This is a genomic window from Streptomyces sp. NPDC001401 (assembly GCF_042895385.1).
GTDB lineage: Bacteria > Actinomycetota > Actinomycetes > Streptomycetales > Streptomycetaceae > Streptomyces.
On record NZ_JBIAWI010000011.1, the window covers coordinates 352,318 to 372,965 of the forward strand.

13 protein-coding genes are annotated in these 20,648 nt (G+C 70.5%); 12 read left to right on the forward strand and 1 reads right to left on the reverse strand.

The features are described 5' to 3' along the window. Nucleotides 1-171 precede the first annotated feature (171 nt). From ACFY10_RS33310 to vioD, 4 genes are all read left to right on the forward strand, one after another. Nucleotides 172-1,332 (forward strand): aminotransferase, encoded by a 1,161-nt coding sequence (locus ACFY10_RS33310; protein WP_390668941.1) that lies wholly within the window; start codon nucleotides 172-174, stop codon nucleotides 1,330-1,332. A gap of 117 nt (nucleotides 1,333-1,449) precedes the next feature. Further along, nucleotides 1,450-1,656 (forward strand): MbtH family protein, encoded by a 207-nt coding sequence (locus ACFY10_RS33315; protein ID WP_390668942.1) that lies wholly within the window; start codon nucleotides 1,450-1,452, stop codon nucleotides 1,654-1,656. Next, entirely contained in the window at nucleotides 1,656-2,687 is a 1,032-nt protein-coding gene (locus ACFY10_RS33320; protein WP_390668943.1) for a MupA/Atu3671 family FMN-dependent luciferase-like monooxygenase, read from the forward strand. Before ACFY10_RS33315 ends, ACFY10_RS33320 begins: the two co-directional genes overlap by 1 nt. Further along, entirely contained in the window at nucleotides 2,687-3,802 is a 1,116-nt protein-coding gene (gene vioD, locus ACFY10_RS33325) for a capreomycidine synthase (protein ID WP_390668944.1), read from the forward strand. Before ACFY10_RS33320 ends, vioD begins: the two co-directional genes overlap by 1 nt. A gap of 51 nt (nucleotides 3,803-3,853) precedes the next feature. Here vioD and vioC read toward each other — a convergent pair whose 3' ends face one another. Then, entirely contained in the window at nucleotides 3,854-4,879 is a 1,026-nt protein-coding gene (gene vioC, locus ACFY10_RS33330; RefSeq protein ID WP_390668945.1) for an arginine beta-hydroxylase, Fe(II)/alpha-ketoglutarate-dependent, read from the reverse strand. 209 nt (nucleotides 4,880-5,088) lie between these two features. Between vioC and ACFY10_RS33335 the strand changes: the two genes are divergently transcribed. Genes ACFY10_RS33335 through ACFY10_RS33370 form a run of 8 tightly spaced genes read left to right on the forward strand, consistent with a single transcriptional unit; the run spans nucleotide 5,089 to nucleotide 20,636 of the window. Beyond that, a complete protein-coding gene (locus tag ACFY10_RS33335; protein ID WP_390668946.1) occupies nucleotides 5,089-6,183 on the forward strand; it encodes an aminotransferase class I/II-fold pyridoxal phosphate-dependent enzyme in 1,095 nt (364 codons plus the stop codon). Between the two features lie 18 nt (nucleotides 6,184-6,201). Next, nucleotides 6,202-7,299, forward strand: coding sequence for a branched-chain amino acid aminotransferase (locus tag ACFY10_RS33340; protein WP_390669006.1), 1,098 nt, complete (start codon nucleotides 6,202-6,204; stop codon nucleotides 7,297-7,299). Beyond that, a complete protein-coding gene (locus ACFY10_RS33345) occupies nucleotides 7,289-9,133 on the forward strand; it encodes an amino acid adenylation domain-containing protein (protein WP_390668947.1) in 1,845 nt (614 codons plus the stop codon). The genes ACFY10_RS33340 and ACFY10_RS33345 overlap by 11 nt, the downstream gene beginning before the upstream one ends. Further along, nucleotides 9,117-10,388: a cytochrome P450 gene (locus ACFY10_RS33350; protein ID WP_390668948.1), complete on the forward strand. Its 1,272-nt coding sequence runs from the start codon at nucleotides 9,117-9,119 to the stop codon at nucleotides 10,386-10,388. Before ACFY10_RS33345 ends, ACFY10_RS33350 begins: the two co-directional genes overlap by 17 nt. Nucleotides 10,389-10,412: 24 nt before the next feature. Next, nucleotides 10,413-11,159, forward strand: a complete 747-nt coding sequence (locus ACFY10_RS33355; protein ID WP_390668949.1) for a thioesterase II family protein — start codon at nucleotides 10,413-10,415, stop codon at nucleotides 11,157-11,159. Then, on the forward strand, nucleotides 11,156-11,953 hold the full coding sequence (locus tag ACFY10_RS33360) for a thioesterase II family protein (protein WP_390668950.1): 798 nt from the start codon (nucleotides 11,156-11,158) through the stop codon (nucleotides 11,951-11,953). The genes ACFY10_RS33355 and ACFY10_RS33360 overlap by 4 nt, the downstream gene beginning before the upstream one ends. Continuing rightward, complete coding sequence (locus ACFY10_RS33365; protein WP_390668951.1) at nucleotides 11,950-16,620, forward strand: amino acid adenylation domain-containing protein; 4,671 nt, start codon at nucleotides 11,950-11,952, stop codon at nucleotides 16,618-16,620. Before ACFY10_RS33360 ends, ACFY10_RS33365 begins: the two co-directional genes overlap by 4 nt. Further along, nucleotides 16,617-20,636, forward strand: coding sequence for an amino acid adenylation domain-containing protein (locus ACFY10_RS33370; protein ID WP_390668952.1), 4,020 nt, complete (start codon nucleotides 16,617-16,619; stop codon nucleotides 20,634-20,636). Before ACFY10_RS33365 ends, ACFY10_RS33370 begins: the two co-directional genes overlap by 4 nt. The last annotated feature ends 12 nt before the right edge of the window (nucleotides 20,637-20,648 follow it).

Genomic DNA, 20,648 nt, shown 5'->3' on the forward strand with positions numbered 1-20,648 from the left:
GAGAGCACGGTCCTATCGGGGCTCCATGATCCGGCAGCCGTCGCGGGCGCGAGAACTCCCCGGTTTCAGGGACTCCTGGGGCTTGAGGAGATCGCTACGGTGAGAGCACGCTTCTCGCCGGCGAGCGGTCGCTGGCCGGCAACCCTGAACGACCACAGTGGAGAGGGGCCCATGCGGCTGCGGAGTCAGACGGTCGAGCAGCGCGACTCACCGATCAGCACCGCCTACGATCTGCTCGAAGGGCACGCGTACGCGGGGAAGCTGCTCGATCTCGCGCAGGCCGCACCGCAGTATCCGCCGGCTCAGGTGGTGAGCGAGCACGTGGCCGACCTCGTCCGTCGTGGAGAGGGCAGCGAGTACACCGAGGTGCCCGGAATCCCGCGGCTGCGCGCCGCGATCGCCGCCGAGCTGAGCGAAGCGTACGCGGGGCGGGTGACCCCTGAGAACGTCGTCGTCACCGCAGGGTGCAACCAGGCGTTCTCGCTGGTCGCCTCCGCGCTGGCAGACCCCGGTGACGAGGTCGTGCTGGCGCTGCCGTACTACTTCAACCACGACATGTGGCTCCGGATGAACGGCATCGTGCCGGTGTACCTGGAGCCCGATGCGGACCTGGTGCCGCGCGCGGCTGACGCGGAACCGCTGATCACCGGGCGCACGCGGGCGATCGTGCTGGTCACCCCCGGAAACCCGACGGGCGTGACGATGCCCCCGGGGGAGATCACCGCGTTCGCGGCGCTGGCCGCGAGGCGCGGCATCGCCCTGGTGGTGGACGAGACCTATCGCTCCTTCCGGTCCACGGACCGGCCGGCGCACGACCTCTTCGCGGATCCGTCCTGGGCGCGGACCGTGGTGAGCCTGCACTCGTTCTCGAAGGACCTTGCCGTTCCCGGCTATCGGGTCGGGGCTGTGGTGGCGTCGGCCGCGCTCAATCGTGAGGTGTGCAAGCTCCTCGACTGCGTGGCGGTGTGCGCCCCGCGGATCGGCCAGGAAGCGGTGTGGGCGGGACTGACGCACGCCCGTCGGTGGCGGGTGGACCGCTCGCGGGAACTCGCCCGCCGGAGAGCGTGGCTGGGCGAGGCGATGGCCGAGCGCCCGGGCGGGTTCGAACTGCTGTCGTGCGGAGGGTTCTTCGGCTGGATCAGGCACCCCTTCGCCGATCGTCCGACCGCGGAGGTCGTGCGTGCCCTCGTCCGCGAGCACGGTGTGCTGGTGGTCCCCGGCACCGCGTTCCTGCCGGAGGACCGGCAGACCTTGCGGGTGAGTGCGGGCAACGCCGATCTGGCGGCCATCTCCGAACTCGCGGTCCGTTTCCTGGCCATGGGAGCCGACTGATCCGGCCGGGCGCGGAGCCGGCCGTCGGTGTCCTGGCTTCACGTGACAGTGCAAGCAGGTGGTCCGGCAGTAGCTTGCCTCTTGTCCGAGCTGTCGACACACGATGAGTGAGGCACCATGAATCCGTTCGACGATCCCGACGGCACCTTTCTCGTGCTCGTGAACGACGAGGAGCAGTACTCTCTGTGGCCGGCGACTCTCGAGGTTCCGGCCGGATGGAGCATCAGCCATGAGGCGGACACGCGCCAGGGGTGTCTCGACTACGTTGAGAAGACCTGGACGGATCTGCGGCCGCGCAGCGCCCGCGTCGAAGGCATCGCTTAGTGGACACCAGCATCTTCTTCTTCTCCGCGGACGCGGAGGCGGGAGGGGCCGGAACGGATCAGTACGCGCTGGTGAAGGCTGTCGCCGCGCGCATCGACGACAGCGCCATGTGCGGGCTGTGGACGCCTGAACGGCACTTCCACGTGTTCGGCGGTCTGTACCCCAATCCCTCGGTGCTGGGTGCGGCACTTGCCGTGTCGACGAGCAGGGTGGCGATCAGGGCGGGCAGTGTGGTGCTGCCCCTGCACGATCCCGTTCGTGTCGCCGAGGAATGGTCGGTGGTCGACAACCTGTCGGCGGGACGCGCGGAGATCGCCTTCTCCAGTGGATGGCACGCCAACGATTTCGCCCTGGCACCGCAGGCCTACGAGGGGCGACTCGCGTCCCTGGACGATGCCATGGACCGGTTCACGCGGCTGTGGCACGGGGGTGCGGAGAAGCGGACCGACGGCAACGGCGACCAGATCTCGGTCATGACGTATCCGCGCCCGCGGCGATCCGAGATTCCCCTGTGGATGTCCGGGCAGTCCGACACGACGTTCGTGCACGCGGCGCGGCGAGGCATGGGCATCGTCACGAACTTCACCGGACGACGCTTCGACGACCTCGAACGGAGAATCGCCCTCTACCGTTCCGAGTTCGTGCCGTCCAGCCACACCCCGGATCCCCGGGTCGGGCTGATGCTGCACACGTACGTCAACGACGATCCGCGCGCCGTGGCGGAAGCACTCGACTCGTCCTATGACGCCTACATCCGCCGCCACCTCGATCTGCAGTTGCAGAACGAGGCTGCCGAAGTGTCGGCGTCCGATCTGGACGACATGGTGGCCACGGCCAAGGGCCGGCTGCGGGGTGGCGGCGGCCTGGTCGGCGACAAGGCCACCTGTGTGGAGCGGGTCCGCCGCTTCGCCGGGATCGGTGTCACCGAGATCGCCTTCCTCGTCGACTTCGGCATCGACCCGGAACTGGTTCTCGAGAGCCTTGACGATCTCGACGATCTCGCGTCGTCAGTCAGAGGGTTGGGGGAGTAATGGAACTGCCACTCGCGAAGCTCGAAGAATGGATGCGGCGCTATTACCACGCGGTCGACCACGACATCGGCAGCAGCGGCGTCCGGGATCTGACCGTCGGTGAGCTGTGCGACGTCGCCGGCTTCGAGCTGGCCGAATTGTCGGCGCTTCCGTTCCACGACAGCGAGCCCCTCGGGGGGCGGAATCTGCGCGCCGCGCTGGCCGACCGCTGGACGGGTGGGGACAGCGAGCGCGTGATGGTCACCCATGGGTCCAGCGAGGCGATCTGGCTCGTCATGCAGACCCTGGTGCGGGCCGGGGACGATGTCATCGTGGTCGATCCGGCCTACCAGCAACTTCATGACATCGCCGTGGCCCGGGGGTGTCGCCTGCGCAGGTGGGATCTCTCCTGCGGTGACGGTTTCGCCGTCGACATGAACCGGCTGCGGGAGCTCGTGGCAGTGGAGCGGCCGCGCATGATCGTGGTCAATTTCCCGCACAACCCGACGGGTGTGTCGATCACCCGCGAGCAGCAGGACGAGCTGATCGAGATCTCGGCCGCCGCCGGCGCCTGGCTCGTATGGGACAACGCCTTCGGCGAGATGACTTACGAAGCCGAGAACCTGCCGCTGCCCCACGACCGCTACGAGCGCAGCCTGTCCTTCGGTACGTTCTCGAAGAGCTACGGCCTGGCGGGCATCCGCACCGGCTGGTGCCTGGCGCCCCCCAAGCTGCTGACGGAGATGGCCTATCTGCGCGACTACGTGGCGCTCTACGTCTCACCGGTGCTCGAGTTCTTCGCGGAGCGGGCTGTCCGCAACGCCGACCGCATCGTCGCGATGCAGCGCGCACACGCTCTGGGGAACCGGGAACTGCTGCTCGCGTGGGCGCGGGAGCGCCCCGACCGCGTCCGGCTGACCCCTCCTGCCGGCGGCGTCAGCGCGCTCGTCGAACTGCCCGGCGTCCAGGATGTGACCGAGGTGTGCCGCAGGCTCGCCGAGGAGTACCACACGCTGCTGATTCCCGGGGAGTGCTTCGGGGATGCGTACCGCAACCATGTCCGGCTGGGCTTCGGAGGTACCCGTGCCGAGCTCACGGCGGGACTGGCCAACCTGGATCTGCTGCTGAAGCCGTGAGTCCGGCAGCAACTCTGCCGGACTCACGGATCGGGGCACCAGGAGAACGACCTAGTAGATGACCCGGTCGTCCGCGGCCGGGCGCCAGGCCCGCGAACCTCGGAGGTTGCGCGTGATGTTCAGACGCTTGAGCCAGCGGTCGGTGCCGTCGTAGCGGGCCTGGAAGGAGTTGCGGCCGTGCACGGCACGGAAGTTGTCGATGAAGGCGACATCGCCCGGCTCCAGGGCCACGCCCTTCATCTTGGACTCGATCTCGTCGCACAGTCCGGTGTAAGCCGCCAGTGAGCGTTCGGTCCAGCCCTCGGTTTTCATGTGGTACGGGTCCAGGACCATGTAGGGATCGGTCCGGTCGCCGAAAAGGACCGGTCGCTCGACCGGATTCGCGTTCCATTCCTCGATGGTCCGGAAGCTGTCCTCGCGCAGCCTCCGGATCGTCGGATCGCCCGTCGACGTCGAATTCACGGGCAGGTGGGAGTTGTCGGGCATCTGGGTGAAGGCCGGCTCGAAGAGCGCGTCGACGTCCAGTTCCGACCAGTCGAGATCGCCCGCGTCACAGACCGTCGTCTCGACGGCATCGGGGTTCTTCAGGCACATCAGGGCGACGTAGTCCCCGCGGCAGGGGTGGAACGCGTCCTCCGTGTGCCAGGACAGGTGCTGGAGGCTGTTCGACCCGAGCTCGTAGTGCTCGTGGCCCTTGATGGGCAGGACATCATGCATGATCCGGCCGTCCTGCTGGGTCGACCAACCGAACACGTCGCCCAGCACCGAGGCGCACAGCAGGAAGAAGACCTCGTAGCGCAGGGTGGGCGAGGAGAGGTGGCTGCCGCGCCAGTGCTCCGGTGTCGGTCCGATCTCCTCCTCGTCCACCTCGAAGCCGGAGACCAGGCAGAGCGCAGCCGGCTCGCGCAACCGGTGGTCCTCGAGGAACTCCAGAAGGTGTGCGGGCAGTCGCCGCGCGAGCAGCGGCGCTCGGCGCTGGAGCTCCGGATCCTCGATGGTGGCGTACCGGGCAGCGATGTCGCGGAGCAGCGGGGCAACTTCCGTACGGTCGTGCGCCGTCAGCGTGAGCTTGTTCATCGCACTTCCTTCTGCCGCCATGGTGCGCGGCGAGTTCAGGACACGTAGAGCGCGCATAAGCGTACGAGTCCACGCGGCGGGGGCGGAGGTGCCCAATACAAGGGACAAGTAATTCACGCCCTCCCAAAATATGGTCTCCAGCGTTGATCCCGATTCGGAATCCTTGATATCGGCAGACGAGGGAATTTGTGACCGCGAACCTGACCTTGATGGAAGTCGACGCTCTGACAGATCCCGATGGCGGCCTCAATCTGACGGACGGACACGCGCGTCTGGCGTTGACGCCGGAGCAGGCAGCCATCGTCGCCCGCATCCCGGAGATGTTCGCGATCGCCACCCGTCGAGCGTTCCCGGCCATTGAGGAGGCCGCGCACACCGCCTTTCTCGGCGCCATCGGGCAGCGCTCGGCGCCGATCGGGACCGGCCGCATCCTGAGCTGCTACTCCTCGACCCTCGCCACGGACATCGTGGCGCGCGCACTGCCGGCGGGCGCGACCGTCGCCGTCCTGCATCCGACGTTCGACAACATCGCCGACCTCTTCCAGACCCGAGGTCTGAAGCTGGTCTCGCTGGAGGAAGAGGCGCTGCTCAACCAGGACTGGCCGGGATCACCGGTGAGCGCCGTCGTCATCACCATGCCGAACAATCCGACCGGCCTGGTCACCCCCGAGGGCCATCTGCGCTCGCTGGCCGAGCACGCCGCGCGGCACGGCCAGACGGTGATCCTCGACGCCAGTTTCCGCGGCCAGGTGCGGGACGCGCAGTACGACACGTACGCCGTTCTCGAGGCCGCCGGTGCGGACTGGATCATCATCGAGGACACCGGCAAGCTGTGGCCGATGCACGAGCTGAAGATCGGGATGCTGGCCTACAGCGAACGGACCACGCTCCCGATCAGGCGCGCCTTCTCCGAGTCGATGCTGGCCGCGTCACCGGTGGTGCTGCAGCTGGTCGAGGCGCTGGCCGGGGACTGGGCCGACGGCGGCTACGAACGCGCCCGCGCTCTCGTCGAGCGGAACCGCGATGCGGTGCGCGAGGCGATCGAGGCCGTCGGCACCGGTCTGGCCGACCCCGACTCCCAGATCAGTGTGGCGCGGGTCGCGCTGCCGGAGGGCGGCCCCGACTCCTCGCAGCTGTACCACGACCTGCGGGACCGCGGGGCGCACGTACTGCCCTGCGCCCCCTTCTACTGGGCTGATCCCGAGAGCGGCCAGCGCAGCATACGCATGTCGCTCGCGCGGCCGTACGAAGTCGTCCACACCGCAGCCGTGGCTCTGGCCGATGCCTACTCCGCCCGGAGGTGAACGGTGACCGCCGCGACGATGGACTTCGAGATCAGCCCGACGAGCAGACCCCTGCCCGCGGCCGAACGCGAAGCGGTGCTGAAGGAACCGGGGTTCGGGCAGACGTTCACCGATCACATGGTGACACTGCGCTGGTCCGCCGAGCGTGGTTGGCACAACGGACGCCTCGAACCGTACGGGGCGTTCACGCTGGAGCCGGCGACCTCGGTGTTCCACTACGGGCAGGCGCTCTTCGAGGGGATGAAGGCGTACCGCCGGCCTGACGGAGCGGTCACGCTGTTCCGGCCGGACGCGAACGCGGCACGGTTCAACGCGTCGGCGCGGCGCATGGCGATGCCCGAACTGCCCCCGGAGATCTTCGTCAAGGCAGTCGAACTGCTGGTGTCCCACGACCGTGCCTGGGTGCCGGAAGGAGCCGGCCGGAGCCTGTACCTGCGCCCCTTCATGATCGCCACGGACCCCTCGCTCGGCTTCACCCACCCGTCGCGGACCTTCCTGTTCTGCGTCGTCGCCTCGCCGGCCACCGCGTACTTCGGCGGGGGGACGCCCAGGCCCCTGTCGGTCTGGCTGTCGACGAACTACACGCGCGCGGTCCGCGGCGGCACGGGATACGCCAAGACCGGCGGCAACTACGCGGGCGCCTTCGCCGCAGGTCTCGAGGCAACGGCCCACGGGTGCGACCAGGTGGTCTGGCTGGACGCCGTGGAACACCGGTGGGCTGAGGAGATGGGGGGAATGAACCTCTTCTTCGTCCATGCGCAGCCCGGCGGACGACTGCGCCTGACGACCCCGCCGCTGACCGGCACGCTGCTGCCCGGCATCACGCGTGACTCGCTCCTCACCCTGGCGCCGAAACTGGGCTACGACGCGGTCGAGAGCCCCGTCTCCATCGACCAGTGGCGCGAGGAATGCGCGTCGGGTGAGCTCACCGAGGTGTTCGCCTGCGGAACGGCCGCAGTGATAGCACCGGTCGGCACCGTGAAATCGGAGAACGGGCAATGGACGGTCGCCGACGGTGAGCCGGGGCCGGTGACACTGCGGCTGCGCCGCGAGCTGTTGGGAATCCAGCACGGTTCGGCGCCCGACCCGGAGGGCTGGGTCCATCATGTCCGCTGAACTCGAGACCCGCGTGCACGAGCCGCGCTGCATCCACGAGATGGTCGTCGAGCAGGCCCGCCGTACACCGGACGCGATCGCCGTCAGCCACGGTGACCTGCGGATCACCTATGGCGAGCTGGACACGCGATCGGCGGTGCTGGCACGGCGCCTGCGGAGCGCCGGGGTGGCGCAAGGCGACATCGTCGTGGTGCTGCTGGACCGGTCGATCGACCTGATCGTGGCGTTGACGGCCGTGCTGCGCGCCGGCGGGGCCTATCTCTATCTGGATCCGGCCGAGCCCACCGGTCAGCGGGAGCGGATCCTGGCCGACACCCGCGCCCGACACGCCCTCACCAACGACGACTTCGCCCCTTGGATCGACCTGCCGGCCGTGGTGCGCATCGACGACGCCGAGCCCCAGGCATCCTCGTCCGTTCCGGCCGACGACGCCGTCGGAACTCCCGTCGACAGCCCGGCGTATGTCTGCTACACGTCCGGATCCACCGGGGACCCCAAGGGTGTGGTCGTCTCGCACCGGGCCGTGTTCCGGCTCGTCGACGACCCGTCCTGGATCGACGTCCGCGACGACGACGTGTTCTTCCAGCTCACCCGCGTCGGGTTCGACGTGTCCACCTTCGAGATCTGGATGCCCCTGGTGCGAGGCCTGAGGCTCGCCCTGGGACCGCCGCTGCACGCCAACCTCGATCTCGCCGACCTGGCCGGGATCATGCGCGCCGAGGGCGTCACCGTGCTGTGGCTGACGTCAGGTCTGTTCCACAAGATGGTGATGCATCACCTGGACGGCCTCGCCGGGATCCGGCATCTGCTCGCCGGTGGCGACGTGCTGTCCCCCGCACATGTGAACCGGGTCATGACCGCCTACCCCGGCATGCTCTTCACCAACGGCTACGGACCGACGGAGAACACCACCTTCAGCACCTGCTGGACCACGCGCGAGCCCGGCTCGGCACCCACGGTGCCCATCGGGGTTCCGATCGACGGCAGTTCCGCCGTGGTCCGCGGTGCCGACCTGCAGCCCGTGGCCGACGGAGAGATCGGCGAGCTGTGGGTGGGCGGCAGCGGGGTGGCGAACGGATACCTGCATCGAGGCGCGGAGACAGCGGCGCGCTTCGTCGCGGACCTCGACCCCGCGGCCGCACCGGGCAGCCGGATGTACCGAACCGGCGACCTGGCGCGGTGGCGCGACGACGGCACCCTCGAGTTCCTCGGCCGGGTGGACCGGCAGCTGAAGATCCGCGGCTACCGTGTCGAGCCGAGCATGGTGGAGTCGGAGATCCTTCGCCTCCCCGGAGTCGCGCAGGCCGCGGTGGTGCCCCGCACGTACGGGGCGAGCGACACGCGCCTGATCGCGTACGTCGCGGCCGGCGACCGCGACCCGTCGACCTGGGCGGCGTTCAGCGCCTCGCTGCGCGAGCAGCTGCAGGCGGTGCTGCCGGCCCACCTGGTCCCGTGGGCGATCGTCCTGCACCCCGAGCTGTCGCTCAACTTGAACGGGAAGGTCGACCGTTCCGCACTGCCGTCGGCGAAGATCCCGCGGAACGTGTGGAACGAGTACGTGGCGCCCAGGGACTCCGTCGAGGCCCGGCTGGCCGAGATCTGGAGCGAGGCGCTGGACATCGACCAGGTCGGCGTCGAGGACAACTTCTTCGACCTGGGCGGGCATTCGCTGCTCGCCGCCGAGCTGCTGGCCGCGCTGCCCGTGGAGTTCGACGCGACACTGCCCGCCCGCACGCTGTACCTGCGACCGACGATCGCCGAACTCGCGAAGGAGCTGCGCGGCGGCGCGGGGGAGTCGGAACCCGAGAGGAGTACGGATGCATCCGCTCCGTAAGAACGAGGCCGACTCGCCCGCCGCTCTGGCCGCGGGCTGTCCCGTCGGGGCGGCCGCCGCCGGTCTGGCGCACTCCGCGGCCTTCACCGAGCTGGGTTTCCGCGGGGTCTGGGCGCGGATGCGCGAGGAGGACCACCTGGAGTGGACGCAGGTGGACGACCACAACGGCTTCTGGTCGGTGGTGACCTACGACGACGTGGAGCGGGTGCTGCGTGATGCCGCCACCTTCACCTCGGAACGCGGCACCATGATCAACATTCTGGGTGTGGAGGACCCGGCCGGCGGGCGGCAGATCGCCGCGACCGATCCGCCGCGTCACACCGTCATGCGGGCGCGCCTGCAGAAGGCGCTCGCCATCAAGTCCATCGAGAAGCAGCAGAGCATGATCAGCCGCCTGGTTGACGAGGCGCTGGCACCGCTGGCCGCCGACGGCGGCTTCGACTTCGCGGAGGCGATGCTGGCCCTGCCGGTGGCCATCGGCGGCGAGTCCATGGGGCTGCCCCGGGCGGACTGGCCGCGGCTGGGAGAGCTCCTGGTCGCCTCGATCGCCGCCGACGATCCCGCCTACCAGAAGGACGGCGACACACAGGCGACCCTGGACGCCGCCCACCGCGAACTGTTCGCGTACTTCCAGGACATCTACCGTGAGCGGCGGCGCAACCTCGGCGACGACCTCATCAGCGTGCTGATCACCACCGAGGTGGACGGACGCACCATGACCCCCGGCGAGGTCATGTCGAACTGCTACAGCGTGCTGCTCGGAGCGGTCGTCACGACGCCGCACGCCCCCAACTACATGATGACCGAACACATCGCCGAGGGAACCCTCGACCGGTGGGCCGAGGACCTCACCGCCACCCCCACCGCGGTGGAGGAGGCGCTGCGACTGGGCTCACCGGTCAGCCACTTCATGCGGTACGCCGTCGACGACGTGGTACTCCACGGGACCCGGATACGGGCCGGCGACGCCGTGGTCAGCTGGCTCGGCGCGGCGAACAGGGACGGCACCGTGTTCCCGGATCCGGAACGCTTCGACCTGCGCCGGCGCCCGAACAAGCATCTGGCCTTCGGAATCGGCCCGCACTACTGCGTGGGGCACACCGTCGCGCGGGTCACCCTGCGCACCTTGTTCAACGAGCTGCTGACGCGGTTCACGGCCTTCGAGCCCGCCGGCGAGCCACAGCGACTGCGTTCCAACTTCGTCTCCGGTCACCGGAAGCTGCCGATCACCGCGTCGCCTGCCCACGCAGGCTGAGTCCGAACGTCGGAAAGGTTCCCCATGTCCTCGTCCCGACCTCCCCTGCGCAACCGCTGGCTGCCCCGTGAACCGTCGCGGACAGCGCGCGCACGGGTCTTCCTCATTCCCTATTCGGGGTGCGGCGCGAGCATGTACCGGCAGTGGCCCGCGGAGCGGGACGGCGTGGAGTTCCTGCCGGTCGAGCTTCCGGGGCACGAGTCACGGTTCGTCGAGCCCAACTTCACCTCCTACGCGGAGCTCGGCGAGCAGATGAGCGAAGGGCTCGCGCCGTACCTCGACGTGCCGTTCGGCTTCTTCGGCCACTGCGGGTCGGCGCTCGCGGCGTACGAGACCTCGGTGCAGCTGGTCACGAGGAACGTGGCCACTCCGTCCGCGCTGTTCGTCTCGTCCGAGGTCGCCCCCCAGGACGGCCCCGCCGGCAGGTTCCTCGCGATGGACGACCACGAGTTGGGCGCCGAGCTGGAGAAGCTGATCCGCGAACTGGGCGGCACGCCGTCCGCCGAACTGATCGAGCTGTACCTCGAGGTCCTGCGCGCCGACGTGGAGACCAACAAACGGTACGTCGTGCCCGAGCCCTTCCGGCTGCCGTGTCCGATCGTCGCCGTGGGCTGGACCGGGGACGAGGAGATTCCCTATTCCACCATGGGCGGCTGGCCGACGTGCGGGGAGACGAAGTCGGTGCTGCTCGAAGGCGGCCACCATCGGTTCATCGAGGCGCCGGACGACCTGCTCGATCTGATGGGTGCCGCACTCGGGGCCGCCTCATGAGCGGCGCCGCGGGTACACCGACGGAGCGGGAACGGCGGTTGCTCAAGCGGTTCCTCGCACCCGCGCCGACCGGGTCGACCACGCTGCTCTGCTTCCACTACGCCGGGGGAAGCGCAGGGCTCTTCCGTCACTGGCCCGCGTTGCTTCCGTCGGTGGACGTCATCGGCGTGCAGCTTCCGGGGCGGGCGGACCGGTTCCTGGAGGAACGCCATGTTCGGATGGAGCCGCTGGTGGAGGAGCTGATCACGGTGCTGGGGCCGTCCCTGGGCCGGCCGTTCGCCTGCTACGGATCGAGCATGGGCGCGCGGGTGGCGTGGGCGCTGGCGCATGCCCTGCGCGAGCGTGGACTGCCGGGACCCCGTGCGCTGTTCGTGGCCGCGAGCGGCGGGCCGGCCCTCGACGACGGGAGCTGGCTCTGGGAGGACCGCGACGACGGACTCGAAGGGTATGTACGGGAGATGGGGGGCACCCCGCCGTCCGTGCTCGCCGAGCCGGGCCTGCTGGCCGCCCTGCTGCCGGTACTGGAGGCGGACCTGTCGGTGCTGAGTACGCACGACTTTCACCCGGAGGTTCCGCTCGACATACCGATCCACGCCTTCGCCGCGGAGCACGACGAGGAGGCGGGTCCGGATCGGATGCGGGCCTGGCGGGACGAGACGACGGCGTCCTTCTCGATGGACGTTCTGCCGTGCGGGCATTTCTTCGACTCCGCGTCCGAGGCGAAGGTGATCGACTCCATCGGCCGCATGCTCACTGAGGTGCCGGTGCCCACGAACGAAGGAGTGGCGAAGTGAGGGACCTGGAAGCGCGCATCGCTGCACTGCCGCCGGAGCAGCGGGCCGTGTTCGAGGCCCGGCTGGCCGAGCGTGCGGCCGCTCGAGGGCAGAGCGCGGTGGGCAGGATCCTGCCCCGCGACCGATCCGCGTCCACTCCGCTGAGTGTCGCCCAGCACCGGGAGTGGGCGGTCGGGCAGATCCGCTCGGTCAACAACATCACCGGCGCGCTGCGGCTGGAAGGCAGCCTCGACCTGACCCTGCTGAGCAGCGTCCTCACCGGGATCGTCGAGCGCCATGAGGTGTTGCGCACGACGATCGAGCTCGACGGACACGGGACTCCGGTGCAGGTCGTCCAGGCGGTGACGCCGGTGCCGACGCCGGTGGTGGACCTGACGCACGTGGCGCCGTCACGGCAGACGGACGAGGTCACGCGGCTGGCCCGCCGCGACATGATGCGCCCGTTCGACCCCGCCGATCCGCAGCGCCTGCGGGTGACGCTGCTGAAGCTGGAGACGGAGGTGCATGTGGCGCTGTTCGCGGCCGACCATGCCGCCTCGGACGCCTGGTCGCTGGCGATCATCGTCGAGGAGCTGGCCGCGATGTTCCGCAGCCGCCTCGGCGACGCCCCTGCGGACCTTCCGCCGCTCGACATCCAGTTTGGGGACTTCGCCGCGTGGCAGCGCGCGGAGCGCACCGAGGAGAAGCAAGAGCTCGAAGTCCAGTACTGGCGACAGCAGTTGGCCGGCATGCCCGTCGATTCGGCACTGCCGGTCGACCGCCCCGGTCCGGCCCGCCCGACGTACGCCGGCGGCGTGTACGACATGCGCCTTCCCGAGGAACTGGCGGCGGGCGTCCAGCGGTTCGGCGAGAAGGAGGGCGCCTCGCTGTTCGGCGTGCTGCTGGCCGCCTGCTCAGTGCTGCTCAACCGGTACTCGGGCGAGGACGACGTGGTCGTCGGATCGCTCGTGTCGGGGCGCACCCGCGGGGAGACCCAGCGGCTCATCGGCAGCTTCGCCAATCCGCTGCCGCTGCGGGTCCGGATCCACGACGGACTGACGCTCCGTGACGTCGTGCGGGAGGCCCACGCGACGCTGGCCGGTGTGCTCGACCACCAGGACCTCCCGTTCGAGCGGGTCGCCGAGGGACTCGACCTCGGTCGTGAGTCGACCCGCACCTCGTTCAGCCGGGTCTGGATCAACGTGCTCACCGTGCCCGACATGACGCTGGAACTGCCGGGGCTGCGCATCACGCCGGTGTCGATCGCCCCGGCCAAGACCTCGGTCGACCTCACGCTCAACGTCACGCCGACCGCCGGGACGTTGCAGATCCAGTGGCACTTCATGTCCGAACTCTTCGACACTGCCACGGTCGCGTTGCTGGCCGAGCAGTTCCAGCGGGTGCTCCGCCGGCTCGTCGACGATCCGGACACCCCGGTCTGGGCCGTCGAACTCGACGCCGGTGCCGCGGAGAGCGAGCCGGCGGTCCCGACCGAGGTGAGCGGATTCGTCGAGCAGTTCCAGAACCGCGTGCGGCTCGCCCCCTACGCTCCGGCGGTGGTCCGGGACGGAGTCGCGACCAGTTACGCGGAACTCAACCGCCGTGCGAACCGGCTGGCCCGCCGGCTGCGCTCTGCGGGAGTGCGCCGGGACGCGCGCGTCGGCGTCCTGGTGGACCGGTCGCCGGCCCTGGCGGTGGCGATCCTGGGGGTGCTCAAGGCACACGGGGCGTACGTGCCCATCGACCCGACGTACCCGCCGGAACGAATGGCGTTCCTGCTCGCCGATGCGGATGTGCGCGTCCTGGTCACCGAGGAGCTGCTGGCGGACGTGCCGGGCTCCGGCGGGTGGGCCACCCTGCTCATGGACGGGGCCGACGAGGCTGGGGCGGACGAGGCCGGGGCGGACGAGGGAGACCTCGACCCGCCGGATCCGGCAGCGGCGGCGTACGTCGTCTACACCTCGGGATCGACCGGCCGTCCGAAGGGCGCCGTGATCGAGCACCGCTCGCTGGCGGTGTTCGCGCGCGACGTGGTGGACCGACTCGGCCTGGGCACCGGCGACCGGTTCCTGCAGTTCGCCTCGCCGGGCTTCGACGTACTCGCCGAAGAGCTGTTCCCGACCTGGCTCGCCGGCGGCGCCGTGGTCATGCCGACGAAACACCTGATCAGCGGTGAGGACGACCTCGCCGCGCTGGTCGAGCGGGAACATCTGACCGTGATGGAACTGCCCACGGCCTACTGGCACGAGTGGGTGCGTGAGATCGACCGTCGCGGCCTGGAACTCCCGCGGCACCTCCGCCTGGTGATCATCGGCGGCGAGCGGGTCCTGCCCGAGCGGATCGCCCTGTGGCGGCGTACGACCCGCGTTCCGCTCGCCCACGTGTACGGGCTCACCGAGACGACGGTCAGTTCCACCTTCTTCAGACTGGACCCGGACGACCCGGAGACGGAGTGGTCGAACCTGCCGATCGGCACCCCCCTCCCCTCGGCCGACCTGCGCATCCTCGATCGCCGGATGCAACCGGTCCCGGCCGGGGGCGTGGGCGAGCTCTACATCGGTGGTGTCAGCCTGGCCCGTGGCTACCTGGGGCGCCCGGGCCTCACCGCACAGCGCTTCGTCGCGGACCCGACCCGGCCGGGCGAGCGGGTCTACCGCACGGGCGACCTGGTGCGCCGCCGCACCGACGGCAACCTCGAGTTCCACTCCCGGGTGGACACGCAGGTCAAGATCCGCGGTTTCCGCGTCGAGCCCACCGAGGTCGAATCGGCTCTCCTCGACCATCCCGGGGTCGCCGAGGTCGTGGTGACGGTCCATGAGCCCGCTCCGGGAGACCGGCGGCTGGTGGCGCATGTGGTGCCGTCGGCGGGGATGGCCGGTGTGGCCGCCTCGCTGCGGGACTTCCTCCTCGACCGACTGCCCTCCTACCTCGTTCCCTCGGCGTTCGTCGAGATAGCGGAGCTGCCGCTCAACGCGAACGGCAAGATCGACCGCGCGCGCCTGCCCGCTCCCGGCCGTGCGGACGCGGCCGGCCAAGCAGGCTTCCGCGCGCCGGAGTCGGCGACGGAACAGACGTTGGCGGGGATCGTCGCCGGTGTGGTGGGTGTCACGCAGATCGGCGTCGACGACAACTTCTTCGAGGTCGGCGGCGACTCGATCCTCGCCATCCAGGTGGTCGCCCAGGCGCAGCAGGCGGGGCTGCGGCTGACTCCGTACGACCTCTTCGCGAACCCCTCGGTCGCCCAGCTCGCCGTGGTGGTCGAGGCCGGCCGCACCGTCGATGCCGAGCAGGCGGACGTCACGGGTCCGGCACCCCTCTCGCCGACCCAGCACGCTTTGTGCACGGCCGAGTTGACGGCACCCGCGCAGTGGAACCTGTCGGTGTTGCTGGACCTGGCCGTCGAGGTCGATCCCGAGGTGCTGCGCGCGGCCGTCGAGGCGGTGCTCGGGCACCATGACGGACTGCGCCAGAGGCTGCTGCTCGCGGGGGCCCGGACCCGGTCGCGCATCGCCCCGCGCGGGGACGAGACGCCGTTCGCGTGCTACGACGTCTCGTCCGGCCAGGACCCGGATCGGCGGACCGAGGAGGTCTGCGCCGAGTTGCAGCGCAGCCTCGATCCGGCGGTCGGGCCGCTGATCAGGGTGGCGCTGCTGCGACCAGGCCAGGGGCGGGCGGACCGACTGGCCGTGGTGGCCCACCGGCTGGTGGCCGACGAGGCGTCCATGAGGATCCTTCTCGCGGACCTGGAGACCGCGGTGGTACAACTGTCGGCCGGCGAGCCGCTGCGGTTCCTGCCGAAGACTACGTCGTGGCAGTCCTGGACGCGCCGGCTCGCCTCCTACGCGTCATCGGAGTCCGTACAGGGGCAACGCCCGTACTGGTCCGAGGTGGTGACCGGAGGTCCCGGCGGGGAGCAGCGCGGGCGGCTGCCCGACGATCACCCGGAAGAGCGAGGCGCCGATACCGAAGCCGGTACCCGGACTGCCCTCGCGCGTCTCGATCCTGCCGCGACCTCGGCGTTGCTCGCGGCGCCCGAGCGGCTGGCCTGCACGGTCGAGGAACTGCTGCTGGCGGCGCTGGCCCGCACACTCGAGGAGTGGACCGGTGCCGAGCGCCACCTCATCGATCTCGTCCGCCACGACAGGGCGCAGCTGTTCGACGACGTCGATGTGACGCGTACCGTCGGCTGGTTCAGTCCCACCCACCCGCTGCTCCTGCGTGCCGCCGGAGACGAGACGCTCCGCACCGTCAAGGAGACCCTGAGGGCCGTGCCCGCGGGCGGCACCGGCTGGCAGCTGCTCCGGCAGGGGCGCGAGCCGCTGGACGCGGCGCCGGTCAATCTCGCGTTCACTTACACGGGCAAGGCCATGGAGCCCGCGTCCGGGACCTTCTCCGTCGCGGCGGAGACCGTCGGCGGGGACCGCAGCCCCTTCGAGCTCCGGCCCTATCCCCTCGAGGTGCGCGCCGGTGTGCGCGCCGGTGAACTCGTCGTCGCCTGGCAGTACGGCGAGCGGCGGCACGACGCCGGGACCGTGGAACGTCTCTGCACGAGCCACCTCTCCCACCTCCGCTCGCTGATCGGCGCGGCGGCCCCGGAGGGCGCGACGGCGGCCTTCCCGCTCGCGCGCGTCGACCGGGCCCAGCTCGACGGCCTGCTGGGCAGGCTCGCCGAGAGGCAGGCTGAATGAGCGCGGAGGACGTGGAGGACGTCTACGAGCTGTCACCGCTGCAGCAGGGCATGCTGCTGCACAGCCTCTACGGCGGAGACTCCGACACGTACCTGGCCCAGCACAGTTTCGCCGTCGACGGGCGACTCGACGCCCGCGCGCTGGAGACCGCCTGGCAGCAGACCGTCCGCGCCCACCCGTCACTGCGTACCTCCTTCCACTGGGAGGGCATGGACACGCCCCTGCAGGTCGTGCACCGCCATGTGACCGTCGACCTGCGCCGTCACGACTGGTCCGGCGTGGAGCCGGACGTCCAGGACGAGAAGGCGGAGCAGCTGCTCGCGGCCGAGCGGGCGGCAGGGTTTGACCCCGCACAGGCACCCCTGCTCCGCCTCGACCTGGTGCGCCTGGGCGCCGAGCGGCACCTCGTGGTGTGGACCCACCACATGCTGCCGATCGACGGCTGGTCCGTGCCGCTGGTCATCGGGGAGGTCGTCGGCCGCTACCTCAGCCTCACCGCGGGGACACCGCCTCCGGCACCCGCTCCGCCGTATCGCGACTACATCGCCTGGCTCCAGCAGCAGGACCTGGACGCGGCCCAGGAGTACTGGGCCGAAACCCTCGGGAACGGCGCCGGGTTCGACAAGCTGGCGCCTCTGCGGCCGGCCGCGCCGGACGGTCCGCCCACGGTCATCGACGAGCACAGCCTCGCACTGGGCGCGGAGTTGAGCGCCGCGTTGCGGCAGACCGCCGCCCGGCACGGCGTCACGCCGGGCACGCTGATGCTGGCCGCGTGGGCCCTCGTGACGGAGTGCTTCAGCGGAGGCCAGGACGTACGGTTCGGAGTCGCCTGTTCGGGCCGGCCCGCGGTGCTGCCGCAGGTGGAGCGGATGGTTGGCAGCTTCGTGAACAGCCTCCCGCTGCAGCTGACGGCTCCCATGGACCGCGGCGTGGGGGAGTGGCTGCGCGAGGTCCAGGCGCTGCATGCGGCGGCGCGCCGCTTCGAGTTCAGTCCGCTCGCCCGGATCAAGTCCTGGACGGGGGTCACGGCGACCGAGCCGCTGTTCGACACTCTGCTCGTTCTGGAGAACTACCCCGTCGACTTCGGCGAGAGCACCGACGTGGGGCAGCTGTCGCTGCGCGGACTGACCGATTTCGAGAAGACCAGTGAACCCCTGACCGTCTTCGTGACCGCGGCGTCCACGCTGCGCGCGCTCTATCACCGGGACCGGATCGGCTCCGGGGAGGTGGAGGAGATCCTCGGCGCCTTCCGGACGGCCCTGACGGGGCTGACGCGTGAGGCGAGGATCGGCGGTGTCGCCTCGGGTCTCGCGCGGGGCGGGCGGCCGGAGCCGGCGGCGTCCGGGAGCTTCGCGCGGTACGGCGACCGCGGGGCGTCCCTGCCCGAGCTGGTGCGGCGCCGGGTGGAGCGGACGCCGACCGCGCCCGCAGTGGTGGCGGAGGAGGACGTGCTCACCTTCGCCGAGCTTTGGGACCGGTCGTGCGCGGTGGCGGCGGCGCTGGCCGACGCGGGAGTACGTCGCGGATCGACGGTCGGGGTCTGTCTCGAACGCTCCGCCGACCTCGTGGTCGCGGTCCTCGGCACACAGCTGGCGGGCGCGGCGTACCTGCCGCTGGAGCCGTCGCTTCCCGAGGCCCGCCTGTCGTTCATGGTCGCCGACGCCGGGGCCGACGTGGTGATCGCACAGCCGGACCTGGCGCCCCTGGCACGACGGCTCGGCGTGGATCGGGTCGTCGGCCCCCGGCCTCCGCAGCAGGCCGGCACGAGCCGGACACCGATGCCGATGCCGATGCAGGGTTCCGACCTCGCGTACGTCATCTACACGTCCGGATCCACCGGACGCCCGAAGGGCGTCGCGATCACGCACGAAGCGATCCTCAACCGTCTGCTGTGGGCGCAGGACACCTTCGGGCTGACGCCGGACGACCGCGTGCTGCAGAAGACCCCGTTCGGGTTCGACGTCTCGGTGTGGGAGCTGTTCTGGCCACTGATCACGGGTGCGGTGATGGTGGTGGCCCGCCCGGGCGGGCACCAGGACGCCGCGTATCTGGCCGGGATCCTGGCGGACGAGAAGGTGACGACCGCTCACTTCGTGCCGTCTATGCTGGAACTGTTCGTGGACGACCCGGGCGCCGCCGAGCTGCCGGCACTGCGTCGGGTGCTGTGCAGCGGGGAGGCGTTGCCCCATGGCCTCGCCCGCAGGTTCGCCCAGCTCCTGCCGCAGGTGGAGCTGCACAACCTCTACGGCCCGACCGAGGCCGCGGTGGACGTGACCTGGTGGGACTGCGCCGGGACAGCCCCCGCGGGGGTGGTTCCCATCGGCCGGCCGGTGGCGAACGTACGGGCCCATGTCCTGGACGGCCGGCTCGCAGAGGTGCCCCGGTCGGTGCCGGGAGAGCTGTACCTGGGGGGAGTCCAGCTCGCGACCGGGTACGTGGGGCGGCCGGGACTCACCGCGGCGACGTTCGTCGCGCATCCGCTGGCGGGCCCCGGCGGACGGCTGTACCGCACGGGGGACAAGGTACGGAGGCTGGCGGACGGGTCACTGGAATTCCTCGGCCGCATCGACCACCAGGTGAAGATCAACGGGTACCGGATCGAACTCGGGGAGGTGGAGCACACTCTGACCGGCCATCGCGCGGTGCGCGAGAGCGCCGTCACGGTGCACACGCGCGGTGAGCACCGCGAGCTCGCGGCGTATGTGACCGCCGCCGACGGAGAGGCCGATCGGGAGGGGCTGCCGGCGCAGCTGAGGACCTACCTCGCCGACCGGCTGCCGCGCTACATGGTGCCGGCGACGGTCACCGTTCTCGATGCGATGCCGCTGAGCCCCAACGGGAAGCTCGACCGGAAGAAGCTGCCCGATCCGCGCAGAGAGCCGCGGGTGTCGGACGGCCGCCCGTGGAGGGGACCGGAGACTCCGGGCGAGAAGGCGGTCGCCGCCGCCTTCGAGGCCGTGCTCGGGGTGCGGTCCATCGAGCGCGACAGCGACTTCTTCCAGCTCGGCGGGACGTCCTTCGACGCCGTGCGCGCGATCCGGCGGATCGAGGGAGCCACCGTTCCGCTGATCACCACGCACCCGACCGTGCAGGGGCTGGCGGCCGCGCTGGAGTCGCCCGCCTCCGCCGCGGGCATGCTCCTGAACCTGGCACCGCGGACACAGCCCGCGACGCAGCTGGTGTGCGTGCCGTTCGGCGGCGGCAGCGCCATCGCCTACCGGGCACTCGCCGGCCATCTGTCCCCTGATGTCTCGCTCCAGGCGGTGACGCTTCCGGGACACGAACCGGGCAGCGACCCTCAGTTGCGTTCCGTCGACGCCGTCGCCGCTGAGTGCGCCGCCGCCGTACTGGCGCTGCCGCCGGGCCCGGTCGCCGTCTACGGGCACTGCGTGGGCGTCGCGCCGGCCGTCGAGGTCGTCCGCCGGGTCGAGGCGGCGGGGCGCCCCGTCGAGCGGCTGTTCCTGGGCGCCTCCTTCCCCTTCTACGAGCCGCGTCGCATCGGGCGTGCGATGCAGCGGGTGTTGGCGGCCCTGGTGCAGCGCGGGTGGCTCCGGGTGGGCGCACGGACGGTGGGGACGACCCGGGGGAGTGTGCCCGAGGCCGATGAGGCGGAGGTGCGCTATCTGCGTTCCATCGGCGGCTTCGGCAGTGAGGTCGACGACGAGACCATCGCGTTCGTGATGCGCGCCTTCCGCCACGACGTCACCGAAGGCGGCCGCTACTTCGCCGAGGTGTGGACGCGCGGGACCGAGCCGTGGCTGAGCGAGCCAGCGGAGCCGCCCACGCCGCTCTCGACACCGATCACGTTCATCGCGGGCACCGCCGACCCGATGACCTCCGGATACAGTCGTGGAGTGCGGCTGTGGGACCGGTTCAGCAGCAGCGTCGACCTGGCCGTGATCCCCGAGGGGAGCCACTACTTCCTCCAGGACCAGGCCGAGGCGCTGGCCGGGGTGATCGAGAGGTCCCTGGACGCTCACTGCGGCCGCTGCGGGGCGGCGACCGTGGCCGGTTGAGCGGGCCGCTGC

Coding starts and splice junctions, on each gene's coding strand:
- ACFY10_RS33310 (WP_390668941.1), top strand. CDS start 172: ATGCGGCTGCGGAGTCAGACGGTCGAGCAGCGCGACTCACCGATCAGC.
- ACFY10_RS33315 (WP_390668942.1), top strand. CDS start 1,450: ATGAATCCGTTCGACGATCCCGACGGCACCTTTCTCGTGCTCGTGAAC.
- vioD (WP_390668944.1), top strand. CDS start 2,687: ATGGAACTGCCACTCGCGAAGCTCGAAGAATGGATGCGGCGCTATTAC.
- vioC (WP_390668945.1), bottom strand. CDS start 4,879: ATGAACAAGCTCACGCTGACGGCGCACGACCGTACGGAAGTTGCCCCG.
- ACFY10_RS33335 (WP_390668946.1), top strand. CDS start 5,089: ATGGAAGTCGACGCTCTGACAGATCCCGATGGCGGCCTCAATCTGACG.
- ACFY10_RS33340 (WP_390669006.1), top strand. CDS start 6,202: ATGGACTTCGAGATCAGCCCGACGAGCAGACCCCTGCCCGCGGCCGAA.
- ACFY10_RS33345 (WP_390668947.1), top strand. CDS start 7,289: ATGTCCGCTGAACTCGAGACCCGCGTGCACGAGCCGCGCTGCATCCAC.
- ACFY10_RS33350 (WP_390668948.1), top strand. CDS start 9,117: ATGCATCCGCTCCGTAAGAACGAGGCCGACTCGCCCGCCGCTCTGGCC.
- ACFY10_RS33355 (WP_390668949.1), top strand. CDS start 10,413: ATGTCCTCGTCCCGACCTCCCCTGCGCAACCGCTGGCTGCCCCGTGAA.
- ACFY10_RS33360 (WP_390668950.1), top strand. CDS start 11,156: ATGAGCGGCGCCGCGGGTACACCGACGGAGCGGGAACGGCGGTTGCTC.
- ACFY10_RS33370 (WP_390668952.1), top strand. CDS start 16,617: ATGAGCGCGGAGGACGTGGAGGACGTCTACGAGCTGTCACCGCTGCAG.